Origin of the sequence: Rubripirellula reticaptiva (genome assembly GCF_007860175.1) — a bacterium.
GTDB lineage: Bacteria > Planctomycetota > Planctomycetia > Pirellulales > Pirellulaceae > Rubripirellula > Rubripirellula reticaptiva.
In genome coordinates this window covers 572,899-590,632 of record NZ_SJPX01000003.1, presented here as the reverse complement: position 1 = coordinate 590,632, position 17,734 = coordinate 572,899, and the positions used below count along the sequence as shown (strand labels likewise).

12 protein-coding genes are annotated in these 17,734 nt (G+C 54.8%); 8 read left to right on the top strand and 4 right to left on the bottom strand.

Going from position 1 to position 17,734, the window contains the following annotated elements:
* Positions 1 to 248: 248 nt before the first annotated feature.
* The 3 genes from Poly59_RS15165 to Poly59_RS15155 all read left to right on the top strand — a co-directional run bounded on the left by Poly59_RS15165 (position 249) and on the right by Poly59_RS15155 (position 7,180).
* Positions 249 to 3,332 carry a hypothetical protein gene (locus tag Poly59_RS15165; RefSeq protein ID WP_146534943.1) on the top strand — a complete coding sequence of 1,028 codons (3,084 nt, stop codon included), beginning with the start codon at positions 249 to 251 and terminating at the stop codon, positions 3,330 to 3,332.
* A 126-nt stretch (positions 3,333 to 3,458) separates the two neighbouring features.
* Positions 3,459 to 4,757: an FMN-binding protein gene (locus Poly59_RS15160; protein ID WP_146534942.1), complete on the top strand. Its 1,299-nt coding sequence runs from the start codon at positions 3,459 to 3,461 to the stop codon at positions 4,755 to 4,757.
* A gap of 119 nt (positions 4,758 to 4,876) precedes the next feature.
* Positions 4,877 to 7,180, top strand: coding sequence for a 4Fe-4S binding protein (locus tag Poly59_RS15155; RefSeq protein WP_146534941.1), 2,304 nt, complete (start codon positions 4,877 to 4,879; stop codon positions 7,178 to 7,180).
* On the opposite strand, the gene Poly59_RS15150 is transcribed toward Poly59_RS15155, so the two are convergent.
* The 3 genes from Poly59_RS15150 to Poly59_RS15140 form a co-directional block, all read right to left on the bottom strand.
* Complete coding sequence (locus tag Poly59_RS15150; RefSeq protein WP_146534940.1) at positions 7,177 to 7,983, bottom strand: hypothetical protein; 807 nt, start codon at positions 7,981 to 7,983, stop codon at positions 7,177 to 7,179. The two genes, Poly59_RS15155 and Poly59_RS15150, sit on opposite strands and share 4 nt — an antisense overlap.
* 216 nt (positions 7,984 to 8,199) lie before the next feature.
* Complete coding sequence (locus tag Poly59_RS15145) at positions 8,200 to 9,405, bottom strand: S1 family peptidase (RefSeq protein WP_146534939.1); 1,206 nt, start codon at positions 9,403 to 9,405, stop codon at positions 8,200 to 8,202.
* A gap of 75 nt (positions 9,406 to 9,480) precedes the next feature.
* Positions 9,481 to 10,431, bottom strand: coding sequence for a hypothetical protein (locus Poly59_RS15140; RefSeq protein WP_146534938.1), 951 nt, complete (start codon positions 10,429 to 10,431; stop codon positions 9,481 to 9,483).
* Positions 10,432 to 10,662: 231 nt separating this feature from the next.
* Here Poly59_RS15140 and Poly59_RS15135 point away from each other — a divergent pair, with 231 nt between their 5' ends.
* Together Poly59_RS15135 and Poly59_RS15130 are read left to right on the top strand one after the other, a co-directional pair.
* A complete protein-coding gene (locus Poly59_RS15135) occupies positions 10,663 to 11,076 on the top strand; it encodes a hypothetical protein (protein WP_146534937.1) in 414 nt (137 codons plus the stop codon).
* 116 nt (positions 11,077 to 11,192) lie between these two features.
* Positions 11,193 to 12,023 (top strand): hypothetical protein, encoded by an 831-nt coding sequence (locus Poly59_RS15130; protein WP_146534936.1) that lies wholly within the window; start codon positions 11,193 to 11,195, stop codon positions 12,021 to 12,023.
* Between the two features lie 65 nt (positions 12,024 to 12,088).
* On the opposite strand, the gene Poly59_RS15125 is transcribed toward Poly59_RS15130, so the two are convergent.
* Positions 12,089 to 14,353 carry a serine/threonine protein kinase gene (locus tag Poly59_RS15125; RefSeq protein ID WP_246151668.1) on the bottom strand — a complete coding sequence of 755 codons (2,265 nt, stop codon included), beginning with the start codon at positions 14,351 to 14,353 and terminating at the stop codon, positions 12,089 to 12,091.
* A 123-nt stretch (positions 14,354 to 14,476) separates the two neighbouring features.
* Here Poly59_RS15125 and Poly59_RS15120 point away from each other — a divergent pair, with 123 nt between their 5' ends.
* The 3 genes from Poly59_RS15120 to Poly59_RS15110 all read left to right on the top strand — a co-directional run bounded on the left by Poly59_RS15120 (position 14,477) and on the right by Poly59_RS15110 (position 17,723).
* On the top strand, positions 14,477 to 15,133 hold the full coding sequence (locus Poly59_RS15120; protein WP_146534935.1) for an RNA polymerase sigma factor: 657 nt from the start codon (positions 14,477 to 14,479) through the stop codon (positions 15,131 to 15,133).
* A gap of 96 nt (positions 15,134 to 15,229) precedes the next feature.
* Positions 15,230 to 16,765 (top strand): sulfatase-like hydrolase/transferase, encoded by a 1,536-nt coding sequence (locus Poly59_RS15115; protein ID WP_146534934.1) that lies wholly within the window; start codon positions 15,230 to 15,232, stop codon positions 16,763 to 16,765.
* A 58-nt stretch (positions 16,766 to 16,823) separates the two neighbouring features.
* Positions 16,824 to 17,723: a hypothetical protein gene (locus Poly59_RS15110; RefSeq protein WP_146534933.1), complete on the top strand. Its 900-nt coding sequence runs from the start codon at positions 16,824 to 16,826 to the stop codon at positions 17,721 to 17,723.
* The last annotated feature ends 11 nt before the right edge of the window (positions 17,724 to 17,734 follow it).

The following is a 17,734-nucleotide window of genomic DNA, read 5'->3' as shown; positions in this document are numbered from 1 at the left end:
ATGCAGTGAAGCTTTTTCGATAATTCGCTTCAAATAAGTACCGCAGACCTGCACCATCGGGAAATGGGATCGGGTTATCCCGGTTGTCCATCTTGAGGCGTCTTTTGCGGTTGGGGGACGATGGTAGGGGACACTAGATCAGTCAGCGGATGCTGCCGATTGGTGACTTTACGCGAGTGTCGTTGATTCGGAGGGCCCGATTAGCGAGCAAGCGTAAGAGAAACCTCCTGCAAGGAAGAGACAGAGGGATGCGTAAGGAAGTCAAACGATCGCTATTGCTATGGCCTGCCGCCGCGTCGGCTGCGGTAACGGCTGTGTCATGGATGGGACTAAATTTGCCCGCCATTAACAGCACCGTATCCGCAATGACTCAGATCCAGCGTCCGATCACGCTGGCCGCGACGAAAGTGTCGGGTTGCCGCACGGCCATCAAATGCTGGACCACGGACTTGCAGAAACCCAAGCTCCAAACGCCCGAAGATGCGTTTTGGACGATGCCGTTGCCGCCGGCACGCCGTGCGTCGGACATGCTTGCGTCGAACTTCGCGTCATTTGGTTCCGACGCGTCCGATTTGGGTGCGTCACTGGGAATTTCCAATACGCAAGCCTTCCCGATGGCTAGCTTGCCGTCACTTGTGATCGGCCAGTCCGACGTCAGCGATCGCGACGAACACGGTGCTCGCGGAGTACCATTGCCCGAACGAGTCGCATCTGTTTTTGGGCAAGATGTTTTCGGAAAAGGAGATCGCTTGCCTTTGATGGCGCCAGTCCGCACGTCGCAGCACGAACTGGCCGGACTGGCGAAGGAATTGAAAGCCGCCGCGTCAAGCCTTCAATCCGACATCAACTTCAATCGGGCAGGGCTAGCCGAAGGAACTTGCATTGTCAGCGACTCGCCGCTTAACCGCCGAACGCTGCAAAGTCTCCGCAACCGAACTCGGGTGCTGACGGTCCCGCCGATCGTTGAGGATGAAGTCGTTGTCGACGATGACGCAATCGTGATGATCATGGCCTCGCCCAACAACTCGCTTGATCCCAACGAGTTTGTTTTGAAGCCGTCGGTGCGAAAGTCCAGCTTGCCAGAATCGAACCGAATCCTCGCCAAGCCCGCACGGATCGAGAAGCCGGTTCTTGAAACGCTATCGACTAGCGACGACGACCCGACTCAGTCCTACGCGACCGATTTGCCGCAGATCAAGACGTACGCACACAGTTCGGCGAAAAAACCTGCTGCTGTTGCGAAACATTCAACTCAAACCTGGCCCGCCGGATGGCCGGTCACCAGTCAACTGGACAGCCAACTTGCCGCGTTGATCGATTCGACTAACGATCCATCGATTGCTGTATGGAGTCGCCAGGTTTCGGAACAGATGCTCGAACTGCGAACGTTGCCACGACTGGGTGACGAACGAGCCGGTGCGGTGCTTGAGCAATTGACAAGTCTGACGCGGACTGGTGAAGTCGCCGCAGAACAACTGCAGGATCGTGAGGACCAGGTTGCTTGGTTGCGTGCCGTCCACGCTCTCGATCGCCGCGTTCAAGTCTGGAATCCCATTTGGCAGATCACTCGCGAAAACCAACCCACTTGGATGGTGTCCGACCAAACCAACTCGAGCGAAACGGCGTCCATCGACGACGTGATTGCAGCGATCGCGAGCGTTCGCGGCGAACTGCCCAAGACGGGCGACGAAGCCGGTTGGTCGTCGTACTTGTTGCTTGACGAGATCGAATCCGCTGCGATTTCAAACTCTCGTGAGATTGCGAAACGCGAAGAACGTTCGTTGGTGGCTCAGCGTTTGCTTTCGCGTCTGAGTTGGCACGCTTTGCAGGAAGTCCATTTGGGCTGGTTGGATCGTGAGAGCGTTCGTCAATTGTCTAGCACGATTCGTCCTTGGGCACGTGGTGCCGTCGACTACGCTGACCTGTTGGCTCAGATTGAACGACAAGAAAGCGACGCGATCGACATGGCTGCGATTGAAATCGCTGACGCAGTGCAAACGCTTCGTTTTGCCGACAACCCTGCGTCTGTGAAGATCTCGAATTCGCTCGGCGCCTACTATCGCAACGCGAACGTACGCATGGCAATCAGCCAAGACATGCTAAACCGAATGTTGCCATCGATTGATCCGAAAAGCGTTCCGCTCAACACGACCATGTTGGGCACACGGATTCGCGGAACCAGCTACATCGACAGTGACCTGGCGATCTCGCTAAGCCCGTCACGGGATCGTTGGTCACTGCAGTTGCAAACCAACGGAAACGTTTCGACAAATTCGACTGGCATCAATGGCCCCGTCGCCATTCGAACTCGCGGAACCTCGCGTTTCGCCGCCGCGACCCCGATCGAAGTGACTCGCGACGGTATCCAAACCGGCAATGTTTCGGTCGACGTCCAAGGTGGGACGCGGCTGAGCGGAGTCCGATCGGAATACGATTCGTGGCCGCTAGTCGGCAGCCTGGTCCGAGCAATCGCTGAAACACGTTACGACCAGTCATCGCCGATTTCCAACCGTATCGCGTCGAACAAGATCAAGATTGAAGTCGGTTCGGAAGTCCAAACGCGACTGAACGAACAAGTGGGTTCGGCAACCGAGAAGCTGTCGACTTTGGTCCTCGGTCCCTTGGGCAAACTGCACTTAGACCCGCAAGTCATCGACATGCAAACCACCAACAATCGTTTGCTGGCTCGTTACCGATTGGCGGGCGATTGGCAACTTGCCGCGTTCACGCCACGACCACGTGCACCGCAGTCAAACTTGCTGAGTCTGCAAGTTCACCAGTCGGCTATTAACAACACGCTTGAACAGTTGGTTCCTCGTGACGAGCCGATGGAAATTTCGCAAGTCGTCAACCGAGCCGCGAACTTGTTCGGACAAACCATTGCGATGCCTGCAGACATGCCCGAAGGCGTCACGATTCAATTCGCACGAACTCGTCCGATCACGGTCGAAGTCGAAGAAGGCAAGCTTTGGGTCACGATGCGAATCGTTCGGTTGAATCAAGGTAGCCGAGTCGACCTGACTCAGTTCATCGTCCGTGCATCGTACGTGCCGCAGATCAACGGTTTGGAAGCTTCGCTGGTCCGCGATGGACACTTGCGAATCAGTGGACCAGGCATGTCGATGCGAGAGCGATTGCCAGTGCGAGCAATCTTCAATAAGGTGCTGGCACAAAGCCGTCCGCTGCCGTTGACGCTGCCCGCGCTGACCCAGCACCCATCCACCAAAGGACTTGCCGTCAGCCAACTGGAACTGCGAGGCGGATGGATCGCGATCGCGCTGAGCGAAGAAGATGCACCGCGAATCGCGCTACAAAATCAACAGACTCGTTGATCGCGAGTTGGTTGTGGTCGCAAGACCAAGTTGGGCACACGATCGATTGTGAGCGAGCGCTCTAAATCGTGATAATTTGATCGGTTGACAACGCACTACGTGTTGTCAGTCGCTAGAATCTTCGCCATGAAGACTCCATCCCATCGTTCGATTGCGTTTCCAACGGCTTCCCAATTTTTCCGCCCGATGGTCGGCTTGGGACTGCTGTATTTGTCATTGGCCGGTTCGACGTTTGCTCAGGACTCGATCGAGTTCATCAACGGGTCGACGATGAACGGCGAAATTATCAAGATTCGCGAGGAAGAAAGCGAGATCGACTTCCTTACGAAGATTGGTAGTCGAAGCTTTCAGCGGACCTATCCGTTCTCCAAAATCCGTTCGGTCACTCAGGCCGGCAAGAAGACATCGCTGGACGGCAATTCCGATAACAATGGCGGACGCACCCGCGACGAAGTACTCGCGTTGATCGAGTCGGTCGGCAGCCAACCGCCCAAGTGGCTTGAGTCCACCGAACTGAATCATCCGCAATCACTGGAATTAAATTGGCCGCTGAAGTCGCCCGGCCCGTGGAACGAATCAAAAAATGTAGGCCAGTACATTTGGGGGCGAGTGAACCCGAACGAGGGAAGGTGGAAGCCTGGGCTGAAATTGGTTTATCAGTGCATGAAGCTGCACCAGGGCAACCACGAGTTGCTAAGCCGCGACATGCAAAAGCTCGGCGACATGTACTTTACGCTTTTCCGCGACTACTCTCGTGCTGCTTTTTGGCTGCAGAAATCCGACGCGACTGCTGCTAATCCCGTCGGAGTCTATTTGGCAGAGTGCTATTGGCGATTAGGCAATCGGTCGATGGCATTATCCATGCTCGACAGCGAACAAGTGCATTTTAGCGCCATCAAGTTATTCGGCGACATGGGCGAAATCGACAAAGCTCTTGCCGTGACCGACGTGTACAGTAAAACACGGCAATTCAACGAAGCGTTTTTGAACGCAGGCGATGCCCTTCGAGGCGCGGGGCGATTCGACGAAGCGATCACGTATTACCAGCAAGTGATCGATCGCGACGAAGCTCGAAACCAAGAATACCTAGCTCGTTTCAAAGGCCGAGCAAGTGACGCGATCGAAGCGATTCGATTGTTTGATCGCGCGGATGTGCGACGAGTTGCCGACGGAACGTACACGGCGTCAAGCATGGGCTACAACGGCCAGGTCGAAGTCGAAGTCGAGGTGGCGTCAGCAAAAATCCTGCAGGTTCGAGTAACCAAGCACCGCGAAAAACAATTCTACGCAGCGTTGACAGATACGCCACAGCAGATCATTGAACTACAAGGCATCAAAGATGTCGACGGCACCAGCGGCGCGACAATCACATCGCAAGCCATCATCGCTGCAACTGCAAAAGCACTCGCCGATGGATCGAAGTGACTGCTAGCGAACGTCGCGAGTCGAGCTGACAAAAGTAAGCGATGGCGGAGTGGCCAGCCAGTGCGTTGGCGAATAAACCTGTTTCAATTCGGGCGGCTGAGGTTGGAGGAAAAGCATCGATGAATCCAACTCGATCCCGAGTAATTGCTTTCGCCACTGGAATCTTCGGTGGCGTGATCGTCACGGCCGCTGTGACCGGACACGTTGCCTACCAACGCGTCTTCCACGATCGTTTTAAATTGGCGATCTCGCTTGGATTGGTATTGATCGCCGCCAGCGTGATCATGTTCCTGACAAGTTTTGATCGCGGTCGTTCGTCAGCCATGATTCGTTTAGACTGGTTCGTTCCGGCGCTGCGAAAGCTGCGCAAAGGCCAACCGGCTTCATCGTCGCTCGCTGCACGGTTTCTGCGGACGGTGACGCCAGGTGTTTTGCAATCTGACCATGCCACAAAACGTCGAGGTCTGTTTCGGAAGTTTCTAAGGCGACTTGGGATTTCGTGGCTGGCATCGCCCGTACGCCGAGTCGTTCAGTCATTTTGTTTGCTGACGTTCCTAACGCTTTTTCTGTATGTTTGTTGGCCATACAGCGCGAGGCCAATGCCAGCACCACAAGCATCGGCGGGTTGGACCTTCCAAACCATTGATGATGTGTCAGGACATTTCGTACTGTCGAAACCGTCTAACAATAAATCAACAGTCGCCAGCGGCCTCCATGTCTTCGTCGCCGATGACATGATTGCAAGCGCCGCCGCGAGTAATCAGAGCGTCGTTTGCATTGGCGAATTTGAAGTGACACAGCAGCACGACGATCAGGTTTGGTTGAATCTTCAAGGTGAGGTGTCGCCCGAAGTGTTCGATGCATTCTTTACCGGTTCGGGCTCGTTTCGTCTTTACCAGTCCGACCCGAACACCTGGTCATCTCACTACACTGACAATCTGGCCAGCAAAGAAGTCATCCCTGCCGAAACGTTTCTGATCATCGACCCCTTGGTCAGCCTTTCAACGGCCATTGCCTCTCGCAGTTGGGTCGGATCATTAGTTTCCGCGTGCGTTATTCTGATCGTCTGCGTTTTGATCCCGCGAGGATTCTGCGGATACCTCTGCCCTCTCGGAACCACCATCGACCTTTTTGATTGGGCCATCGCCGGCCGAACGAAACGGTTTCGAGTTTCCGACGATGGTTGGTGGGTTCACATCAAATATTATTTGTTGGCCGGCACGTTGGTTGCGGCGGTTGCCGGTGTCTTAGTATCGGGATTTTTTTCTGCGATTCCCGTGATCACGCGAGCGATGTTGTTTATCGTTGATCCCCTTGTCAGCGGATCGACACGAGGCTGGCACTTGGTTCCCCGCATCGGCGTCGGACAGGTCATTTCGATTGTGATGTTCGCGGTCGTGCTTGGATTAGGCTTTCTACGTCCGCGGTTCTGGTGCAAATACGTTTGCCCAAGCGGCGCCGTTTTTTCGCTGGGAAACTTGTTTCGTGTGACCGAGCGAAAGGTCGAATCGTCCTGCATCAACTGCAACAAGTGTGTCGAGATTTGTCCTTTCGATGCGATCAAGCCCGACTTCACCACTCGCACCTCCGATTGCACGATGTGCCAATCCTGCGGCGGCGTTTGTCCGACTCATGCGATCAAGTTTGTCGAGCGATGGAACGTCGTTGAACTGAAAATCCCGAACGATCCGCCGACTGGCGAAACATCGCTCGGTCGCCGAGGTTTCTTATCGCTGGCGGCCGGCGGATCGGCTGCGGTGGTGGGTGGAATCAGCGTCGCGGCAACAACGAAAGCGTTTGGTGCCAACCTTGATGCTGCAGACGCCGTTCGCCCTGTCCGTCCGCCGGGCAGCGTCCCCGAAGACAAATTCTTGGAAATGTGCATTCGCTGTGGCGAGTGTTTCAAAGCATGTCCGAACAACGTGCTGCAACCCGAAGGATTCGAACAAGGACTCGAGGGGCTGTGGGCTCCGCTGGTCAACGCGGACTGGGCGGGATGTGAATCAAGTTGCAATGCCTGCGGCCAAGTTTGTCCGACCGGCGCGATTCGCCCGTTGCCGCTCGTCGAAAAGAAGACAACTCGCATGGGGCTGGCGATCGTCAACGAGTCCACTTGTTTGCCGTTCGCCGCGACCGGCGAATGTGATCTTTGTGTCCAAGAATGCAACGCGGCCGGCTATCACGCGATCGAATACACTCAGGTTCATACCGAAGTCGATTCGAGCGGCGTGCCGGTCGAAGGAACGGGGTTTCTCGCCCCCGTCGTGCTTGCAGACCGCTGTGTCGGATGCGGTCTATGCCAAACTCGGTGTTTTGCGGTCAATGTCAAAGAAGAAAAGCACCTTCACCATTCCGCCATCATCGTCGAAACCGGTGATGGCTATGAAGACCGCTTGTTAGCGTCCGATCCAAGCAGGGTCTAGCGAGTGAATGCAAGCCCGCCGGTGGTTGCACCGTCCAGCTTGAACGTGAATCCGTTTGCGGTTGCCGTCCAAGTACCTCGCATTTGCTGTTGGTCAGTTGACCGCACTAGAGTCAGTTGATCGCCATCCAATTGGAATGTGCCGGCAAACGAACTGGTTGCACCTGCCTTGGTCGCCGTCCACGAGAACTGTCCGTTGTCGTTCAAGATCAGTTCGACTGACTGATCGCCAGGCAGTGAGACCTTCCACGTGCCCGAACTGGTTGTCGGCACGGACGATGTCGTCGCAGAGAATTCGGGGATACTTGTCGCCGCCGAGACAGCGTCGGTTTCGCTGGCGGACTCATTCGTCAGGGAAGCCAACATTTGTAGCGCCGATGGAGCCGCCGGCGTTGCTACAGAATTCGCCGGAGCAGATGATATTGCAGGAGCTGACGAAACCACTGGTGATGCCGGAGCGGGTTGAGAGACGACTGGCTGAGAGTCGACCGGCTGAGCGAAAGCGGGCTGCGATTGCACTGGCTGTTGGTAAACCGGCGGGATGTAGGTCGGCTGGGTGTAAATGGGAGCAGCATAGGTCGGCTGCGAAATGACGTGATGATGTTGGATCGGACGATGAACTTGATGCGAAATTTGAGGAGCACGAACGCTCGCTCGGATGCCTCCGCCGCCCCCAAAGCCGATACTGATGCCCCCTCGGAAGCCGCCCCGACTGCCGCCGCCGCATCCGCCGGCACTGGAGACTTGGGCGGTGCTGCAGACAATGGCGCCGACGATCATCAGTCGTTTGAAGTTCTTGGTCATGGCTTGGTTTCCTACTTTGAAGGGATTCGTGATTTCTGGATGACTTTCTTTCGCGAACGATTGTCCGCTAACAATCCAAGCGTCGGCACCTTGGATGTGTTACCGAGATTCTTGAAAAACAAAAAAAGAGACGCGCACCGTTCAAGTTACCTCGAACGATCCGCGTCTCCTTCCGAGCGACCCCATCGCTTCACACACGTTATTTACCGCAAAAACTCACTTTGCCAGCCAAGAAGCCAGCGTTTCGGCAGCCGATTTTTCGTCCGCCTTCGGTTTCAACTCCTTTGCCATCGCGGCAGCGATCCGGGCGACATATTCAATCGTTCCTTTGATCGCCTCGTCCGGCGCGGTTGCATCAAGCTTGGCGACGTAGATCACTAGATGTTCACCGGCATCATTTTTCTCGATGGCCCATGCACCGATCTTGGTGACCGAGCTTTGGCGTAGCAGACGGTTCATCAGTTCGGTCGATGGCTGGTCCTTACTGACTTGCACGAGCGACCAGATTTTTCGCACATCTGCTCGCTCGAAGTACTCGGTGTCCTTAGCCACAAAAACCGTTTGCGTCGTCTTATCGGCCAGCGGATGGTCGACTTGATAGTGCCCGGCTGCAGTGACGGTGTGCTGGATATCGGCGTCTTGGAGTAGTTTTTTGCTTGCGATCGGTGCTTGCTTCCAACTGCTGTCCAACAAGGCCCGGATCTCGGTGATATCGACACAGAAACTGATCAGCGAATTGTCGGGTGAGAACGACTGGGCCAGTGCGACCAGTTTCCCTTCACCGTCAACGATAGGACCGCCGCTGTCGCCGGGTTGAATAGGGCTTTGCGTTTCGACAGCACGAAAGTTGTGTTCCCCATGGTTTGACTTGAACTTCTTGTCATAAACGGCCCGAACCGACCCGGATGTGGACACCCACATCACATCGCTGTTCCCAGGATTTCCTACCAATTCAATCGTCGAGCCTGGCTTGGTGCCATTTTCAGACATCTCGATCGCCTTGGCGCCGTCGGGCAGATTTGGCAACTGAATCAGTGCCAAATCGCGGCGTCGATCAACCGCGACCACTTTGCCGGGCTGGGCCAGTTTCAGAACGTTGTCCAAATAGTGTTTCCGTTTGACGTTTGGCAAACCGTCTTTGATATCAGCGAAAAACACGACCGCTGTGCGGCTGTCGCCGACCACGTGAGCGTTGGTTATGACGATTCGCTTTTCAGCGTCGACCAAAACGCCCGTACCGGTGGCGGTTTCGTTGTTTGCGTCGCTGGTGACGATCCAAACAGTCGATTGAACGACTCGAGCGTACGTGTCGGCGTCGCCGCGTGCGGTTGCAGCCGTGATCGCTAGTGCGGCGATCAACAGGTAACGATTCGCTAGGGCGGCGGTGCCCATGACGGCTAAGAGGGGGCTAATTGCGAACATGATTGGTAACCTCGATGGCCATGTCGGTGTGAACGGAGCGGGGATAACTAGACAAGCGAAAGGCGTGCGAAAGTGTTACGGGTTTACTTTCGTAAATTTGATCAAAAGCCCTGACTTGCCAGCCGTATCGATCAAACGCAGTTCCATTGCCGTCGCTGTGACGGAATCAATTTGGAACACCACCTTGGGTTTCCCGGTTTCCGAAAGCGTCAATCGGTTGGATTCACGCTGCACCGTTCCTGACGAAATGGCCGACTGCTTGCCGGCGACATGAGCCATTTTGAAAGTCCCGTTACTACTAAACTCAATCGCAATCGACGCATTGGACGGCAAACTGGCCCCCCACCGTCCCAAAACGGATGCCTGACTGACCAACGTCTTGCCATCAGTGGGCGATCGGCTGGCAGATATTGAGGTCAGAGTTGGTGACGTCTTCAACGCCATCCAGACCACTGAATTTGCAATGGCGATGTCCGCCAGTGTCGTCATTCGATCTTGAAGAGACTGCATCGTGACGTCGCGGTTGGACAGCAAACATCGCAGTTGGATCATTTTCCGATCGTCGTCATAGACGAACGTGGCGTGCTCGGCTTGGTTGCTGGCGGCCATCAACGAAAGGATGGTTTCGCTGCTGAGACTCGCATCAGGATCGATCTTGGTCAGCGACATGTGGCATGAAATCTGATCCTGTTGAACATCAACCTTCATCGCAACCGGCAGCTTCCATCCCGTTCGTGCGACCACAAAGGAAACGCTTTCCTTGTCTTGTTTCGGTTCGAAACCGGACGACTTCAGCACCGTCGCTAACGAGCTGGGCCCCGTGATCCGGCCAAAGTCGGCCGAATCATTCTTGGTCGCGACGACTGGCGACGCGGTGACCGACTTGGCAAAGACGGACTCCATCGCAATCTCAGAAAACAGAGGATCATCGCCCCTAGCTTCGTTGTCGAAAGGTTGACCTAGAAAGTTCGGTGCCAGCAAGAATTGACTAGCAGCCAACAACACGCAAGGGAATCGGTATCGCATCGGAAAACTCGCATCAGAGTAAAGACGAATGGGGGTTCGACTTATCCAAGCGAGAGAAGGGGCGTTTTGTTACATGGCAGAGGCGACCGAATAATTTTCCAAACTTTCTCGTAACACATCCCTGCCGCCGTCGCTTGGTCGGTTAGTCAAGTGACGCCCAGCGACGACGAGACACGGCAGACTCACGATCGCTTTCTCAACTTACTCTGCCAATTTCCGGAGAACTCTACGATGTTCAAGACAGCCCTATTCGCAATCGCCCCCATGATGTTGCTCGCTTGCTCGGTTCAAGCAAATGATGACCTGCTTTCTGCCATCGCCAAGATGGACACCACTAGCAACAACGTGACCGACGCCGAATCCACACCCGATAAACTCGGCCAAGCCGACGTCGACGCGTTACTGGGCGACGATGAAAATAACGACAGCGACGCCATCGCCGCTTGCTTCCGACGTTTCGGCGGATACGGACGTGGCTACGGCAGCTATGGCGGTTACCAACACCGATCGTCTTACCGCTCGTGCTACACGAACTGGCACAACCCCTGCTATCACTCGTACAGCAGTTGCTACACACCGATTTACTACACGCCTAGCTACTCTTGCTACACACCTTGCTACACCAGTTACTGGGGTTGCTACTAAGCAAGACCGACGCGGCGATTGCCCACAACGTTCCACTCCATGCCTGGCAACTCTCTCGATGGGGTTGCCAGGATTTTTTGTTTCTACCGCATGCCCAATCATTCACAGGTAAACTCATGCCTATTTCCAAAGCCATCCGCTTCTCAGTCATCGTTTGTATCACGACCACCGTCGCGATCTGTTTCGCAGCCATCGCCAAAAGCCAAACCGTCGACACATGGCAAGTTCTACGTGGCAATCCGCGCTGCGACCACGTCATCGCACAAATCCGTCGTCACGGAGTCAACCAGAGCGTCGACAACTCGATAGCGGCTTCTACCGTCGCGGCAACGCCCTTCGGCTTCGCATCGGTCCCAGCAACCGACCTCGGCGATCTGCAAATCGTTTCGGTTCATCGGCGTGTTGATGAGGCCGAAATTTGTGGACCGCGGTTCATGATCACGGTGATGAACCAAAGCCAGCACAAAGTTGACGGTGTCGACGTCTCAGTCGTGGCACTCTTGGGTGCCATCCATCCGCATTGTCCTAGTGCAACCGTCCGCACCTGTGCCATCGAACCTTGCACCGCCGTCGAAGTCGAGGTTGTGCTTCCCAACGAAGCTCTATCGATGGGAAATCGCAACGGAACCATGATCGAATTCCAATCGCTAGTTGTGGTCATTGACTGTCATGACGAATGGATTGAAACGAACGAAGCTAACAACGTGCAAGCAATCGCGGCGTCCGCAGTACCATTCGTTTCGGAAACGGTGAAGCAGACTATTCAGCCAGCCGCAGAGTTAGAACTTGCTCCCAATAGCCCGACACCGCAGACGGATACCCCCGCTCCCTTATCGCCAAACGATTCGTTACCAACGGAAACAGATAGCGTCAACGTCGATGCACTACGCAACGCCATGGACAAGTTGAACGCCCAGTCGACGGAAGTTGCCGTGACGTCTCGATGAGGTAAGCAGTATCCAAGACCCGAAACTTGTATCCGTCCGGCATCATTTGACACCGGGCGGATTTTTCAGATTGGGATCGTTGCAACTTTGGTCGACAGAACTTGTCCCATTTGCGTCCATGCCTTCACGACTCGTTGCTGGATGGACGTGGCAACCACTAGACCTAACATGCCTGCCACAACGGCCGTCAACATGAACCATCGAGATAACGACGGACTCGACATCATCAAAACGCCACCCACTAGCGGCAAGATTGCGGCGATCAAGGTGTAGACTTCGCCTCGGTTCGTCATCCGAGCGGCCCGTGCATCAAAGTCAGCGTCCTGCATCGTGTTCCGTAAACACAGCGGATAGAACACAAACGTCGCCAACCAAGCCATTCCAAAATACGGATAGGCCATCGCGATTCCGCCGCATATCAGCGACGACAGAAACAGTTGCATCGATGCCATCCAGTGGAAATCAGGACTCATGGAGTGGAAGATCAACGGAAACAGAATTCCGGATGATATCCACATCGAACCACCGATCAGTGCCGCCCGTTGTCCTAGTTCAAGCATGTTGCCGAGATCACGACTGTCGACTCGTTGGTTCTGGCGAGCGTTCTCGACGGCCCGCACCATGCTGCGAGTATGCAAAACCGCAAAGACGGTTGCTAGTGGGAAGTACGTCAAGTTGACGATCCACGAAATCGACTGAAGTGCGGACTTCAACTGATCCGTCTGCATGACTTCGTTCATGTTGTATTGATAGTTCAATCCGCCCGCAAAGGCATGCGGAATTAGCAGCACCGCGCACGCCATCATCCAAGGCGATTGATGCGACAGCCAAGCTCGCCACGAAGATTCGGGTGGATCAAACAGAGTCGCCGCCTGCGGGTACAACGACAACCGCAAACGGCCCGCCATTTCGGCGCCGTTGGCGAAACGATCCGACGGCTCGACTGATAACGCCCGGCATAGCGTCTTTGCCAACACGCGTTCGGCCGCATCAGAGTTCTGGTGTTGACAGTCGGGCATGACGATCGGTCGATGGCGGGCGGCCAACTGGTCGGCGGCGGCTTGCTTCCACGACGTGGCAGCCGCAGCAGTTGGAAATGGCCGCTGTCCTTGCCACAGTTCCCACAACAACACCGCAAGCGAATACAAATCAGCCGGTTCGCGAATTTTGTCTTGGGCACCAGCATCGTTGTCGATGATCGCCAGCACATGTTCGGGCGACATGTAGCCAAGCGAACCGCCCAACGAAGCAGCTTGGCCAGCCTGTTCGGCCGAGTCCGAAAAACTGACATTGAAATCGGCTAGTTTCGGAATCCCCTCGGCGGAAAGCAACACGTTGGCCGGCTTTACATCGCGATGCAAAATATTCTGCGAATGCGCTTCATGCAGCGCCCGGCAAAGGTGAAAGCCAACCCAAGCCACCACTTGTGGCCACTGTGAATCGGCAATCCATTCGCGAGTGCTGGACTGATCGGGGACAACCTGAGCAGCCTCGAGTAACTGTTCATCGACCGATCGCAGCAAGATCGCTCCGCCGATTTTGCACTCGTTATCCTGGGCACGGCACGAACGAAACATCTGCACCACATCGGCCAGCGTGCCGCCCGGAACGAATTGCATGTACAGCAGATGCAGCGAAGAATTTTCGATTAGCCGCTGATCAAACACACGAACAATATTGGGATGATCAAACTGGGCCAATGATTGTGACTCGCCGCCTTTACCACGCGAGACTTTCAGAGCAACCAACCGCCGCATCGAAATTTGCTGAGCCAGATAGACATGGGCGAAAGCCCCACGCCCAAGCTTTTGCAGAATCAAGAAATCGTCGATCTGATCGCCCAAATTCGCCTCGGGCGGCACCTTCATCTCGACTGCCGAAGGAATCCCTGCAATTGATTGCTCAAGTGGTGTCAGCATCGTCGCCAAATGCGGATAGCAAAGCTGATATTCGCTGGCATCGGGTGGATCGCCGATTTCCATTCGCAGCTGCATTTCTTCCATCACCAAATCAATCGGAACGCTGTCCGCCGACAACAAGCATTCGTCGATCGAAAGATACTCGGCGATCAGACGAATTCTTCCGGAATCGGCCGACATCGCCATATCCAGCTTGACCAGTTCAATCAGCAACGTGCGGCGGCCGTCTCGATCCAGGTCTGGCAAATACGCACGCAACTCCACCGGATCGGCAACACTGCCATGCTCGGCCAGCCGGTTCAAGCAAACGTCAAGCCAATCGTCTGCGTCGATTGATACCGCATTTCCCGGAACTTGCGCCGTCGTGTTGCCATCTTTCGGCTCTGGATCAGAATCGATCGGAGTGTTCAAGGTTCACTCGAGTGTGATGGGCGGCTGGAGATGCGATATTCTAGCTCAAGATACTTCCTCCGTTGATCGTCCGCGATCAACACCCGCCGGAAGCAACAAGATTCTATTTTCAAAGTACCAATCATGACGTCGAACGAATCCGCCAGTGACGCAGAAAAATCATTCGATGCGATCGATGCGAAACTCATTGCTGAGATCAAACAGCATGATTCTGAATCGCTTGGTCACTACATCGAACGCCACCGAACCCAGTTGATCGGTTTCCTAAGATCGATCACGACGGCACGTCTGTTGAGCGCCGTCGAGTTAGATGATCTGCTGCAGGAAGTTGCGACGTCGGCAGTTTCAAGCCTGAACACGGCCCCGCTAGACCAGTACGAGCCAATGCAGTGGTTGCAACAGGTTGCCCGACGCCGAGTCGTTGATGCACACCGCTATTACTTCGGTGCCCAGCGACGTGATTCGCGCCGCCAGCAATCGCTGCATGCACCGAACGGTGGCGGCGATCAAGACATGGGACTCGAACAACTGTTGGCGGCCAGCATGACGTCGCCCAGCGCGGCATTCAGCCAAGACGTACGCCTAAACCGAATGCAACTGGCCATCGCCAGCCTTAACGACGAACAGAAGTCTGTGATTCGTATGCGATACGCTGATGGCTTAGCAACCAAACAAATCGCTGAACAGCTTGGCAAAACCGACGTCGCGATTCGCGTGCTGCTGTCCCGCAGCATGCGGCAGCTCGAAAAACTGCTCGAAGACGTCAAGCCAACACGCTAACCGACGGTTTAAACGGCAGTTTAACGATCAAGTCCGCAACCTCTTCGAGTGGCTATCATGGCACTGATTCCTAGTTCTGCCTAAATCCAGATAAGCATGAAAACCAAAACTGCGTCAATCGCATCCGCATTATTGATAGGGTTGATCGCAAGCTTGCCCTGCCTTACCGCCGTCGCGCGAACACCTGCGACCACCGACAAGCCGAACATCGTTCTGATTTTCTGCGATGACCTCGGGTACGCCGACGTTGGTTTCAATGCTGACTTATTCGGCGTTAAAACCGATGTGGTGACGCCTAACATTGATGCCCTCGCTCGCGGTGGCACGATTTGCAAACAAGCCTACGTCACGCACCCGTTTTGTGGACCCAGCCGAATGGGGCTGCTGTCCGGACGGATGCAGCACTGCTTTGGCGGACAAAAGAATCTGCCCGATGTTGCCAAGCACCTCGAGGACTACAACTCGAAGGGAATTCCGGAAAGCGAAACGATGATCAGCACCGTTTTGCAGGACGCTGGCTACGCGACAAGCTGTGTCGGCAAATGGCACCTCGGTTCCAGCAAGCCGTTTCACCCCAACACACGCGGCTTCGACCAGTTCTTTGGATTCGTGGGCGGCGGGCATCAGTACTTTCCATCGGTGACGGACAATGTCGAACCCAAAATCAACGACTATCAATATTTCTTGGAACGAAACGGCAAAGACTACCTGTCGCCCGAGGGTGCCTACCTAACCGACATGTTCTCTGACGAAGCGGTTCGTATTGTCTCGACCAACGCCGACGCGAAAAAGCCGTTCTTTTTGTACCTTGCCTACAACGCGCCGCACTCGCCTCTGCAGGCGAAGACAGAAGACTTGAAGTTTTTGTACCCCGAACATCAGCCAAAGAATCCAGGCAATGGAGTGGACTACCGCGACTACGAAACTCGCCAGAATTACGTTGCGATGATGTATGCCGTTGACCGCGGTGTTGGGCAAATCGTCAGTGCACTGGAAGACCCGAACGGCGATTCCGATAAAACTGACTCGATCATGGACAACACGCTAATCGTTTTCCTGAGCGACAACGGAGGCAAGATCGCTCAGGGTGCCAGCAACGCGCCGCTGCAAGACGACAAAGGTTCGACGCACGAAGGCGGCATTCGAGTTCCCATGTTCATGCACTGGCCCGCGAAGGTTCCTGCGGCATCCGTGTTCGACTATCCCGTGCTGGCACTCGATCTGTATCCGACGCTGGCCCAATTGGCCGGCGCCACCGTGCCGAGCGATAAGATTCTGGATGGGAAGGACATCTGGCAGAATTTCCTAGCAGGTAAGGACTCGCACGAAAACGAGACCATGTACTGGCTAAGGCATCACGGCGGCGGGAACGAGGTTTCACTCCGTCGCGGCAACTTAAAGGCCTACCGCAAAAACTTTGCCGTTTGGAAAGTCTTCGACATGTCGACTGACATTGGCGAATTGGACAACGTGGCATCGTCCCACAAAGCGGTCCTCAGCAGCATGATCGATGACGGCCTAGAGTGGAGCAAGACGCACCGAGATCCGCAGTGGCACGACACGGAAAACGGCCTGAATAGCTGGATCGAGAACAAAATGCCGAGATACGACGAGACATTCAAGATGCGATAGTCCCTTTCCCTAGTGAGCGAATTATTCGCAGATCGTTATAGAGAGGATGAGCGCCGCCATGAACCGTCTACTTTCCGTACTGTGCTCTCTTTGCTTTGCGGCGATTGTGATTGCCGACGAGCCTGTCGAGCGGCTCTATCAGCACATTGACATTCGGCGAGCACCAAGTTTTGTGGTGCAGGGTTTAGCGATCAAACAACAGATCCACTATCAAGTTTTTTCTTCTCTGGACCTGTTCGCGCCCGATGAGCATGGACTGCGAAAGGCTTTGCAAACAGTCGAAACGACTGAGTTGATTGAAGCCGACTTGATGTCGCGAGGCATGTTCACTCAGGCGCTTGGCGAACTGCGGGGACGCCAATTCACCTACTTCATCAACCAAGCAGGCGAAGTCGTTTCGATGTCGGGATTCACCAATGACAGCAAGGTCGAAGAAGTCGATTCACCGGAATCGAAATCCGTGTTGGTTTCGACGGTGATCGACCAGGACGGTTGGAAAGAAATCGCTCAGTTGACATTCTTCGAGCCTCGAAAAACGGAACGGATCGGCAAGCCATTCATTCGCAAGTCGACTCACGACTGGGGAAACTTGGGCAGCTGGTATGGCAGAACGAATTACCGAGGTCGCTCTCAAGGCCGGAACTTGCAACGATTCGAATACACTCACGAACTGGAATATCGACCGCCAACGCCGCAAGACACGGTCCCGTCATCCAAACTTCCTTTCTCGATCGAGAACGCAAAATTCCGTTTGTATCATGCGCGTGGCGAGATCCTTTTTGACACGAAACGGAGATGGGTCACTGACGTTACTGAAACGTTCCATGCCAAAGGAACCGTCGCGACGTCGATGATGGGCGTCGATTCAACCGTGCATCTCGAAGAGCAACAAATCTTTACAATCAAGCTGACCGATCGACGAGACGTAAAGACGATGTCGGCTGAAAAACGACGGTGAAGAATCAACCG

Coding starts and splice junctions, on each gene's coding strand:
- Poly59_RS15165 (WP_146534943.1), top strand. CDS start 249: ATGCGTAAGGAAGTCAAACGATCGCTATTGCTATGGCCTGCCGCCGCG.
- Poly59_RS15160 (WP_146534942.1), top strand. CDS start 3,459: ATGAAGACTCCATCCCATCGTTCGATTGCGTTTCCAACGGCTTCCCAA.
- Poly59_RS15155 (WP_146534941.1), top strand. CDS start 4,877: ATGAATCCAACTCGATCCCGAGTAATTGCTTTCGCCACTGGAATCTTC.
- Poly59_RS15150 (WP_146534940.1), bottom strand. CDS start 7,983: ATGACCAAGAACTTCAAACGACTGATGATCGTCGGCGCCATTGTCTGC.
- Poly59_RS15145 (WP_146534939.1), bottom strand. CDS start 9,405: ATGTTCGCAATTAGCCCCCTCTTAGCCGTCATGGGCACCGCCGCCCTA.
- Poly59_RS15140 (WP_146534938.1), bottom strand. CDS start 10,431: ATGCGATACCGATTCCCTTGCGTGTTGTTGGCTGCTAGTCAATTCTTG.
- Poly59_RS15135 (WP_146534937.1), top strand. CDS start 10,663: ATGTTCAAGACAGCCCTATTCGCAATCGCCCCCATGATGTTGCTCGCT.
- Poly59_RS15130 (WP_146534936.1), top strand. CDS start 11,193: ATGCCTATTTCCAAAGCCATCCGCTTCTCAGTCATCGTTTGTATCACG.
- Poly59_RS15120 (WP_146534935.1), top strand. CDS start 14,477: ATGACGTCGAACGAATCCGCCAGTGACGCAGAAAAATCATTCGATGCG.
- Poly59_RS15115 (WP_146534934.1), top strand. CDS start 15,230: ATGAAAACCAAAACTGCGTCAATCGCATCCGCATTATTGATAGGGTTG.
- Poly59_RS15110 (WP_146534933.1), top strand. CDS start 16,824: ATGAACCGTCTACTTTCCGTACTGTGCTCTCTTTGCTTTGCGGCGATT.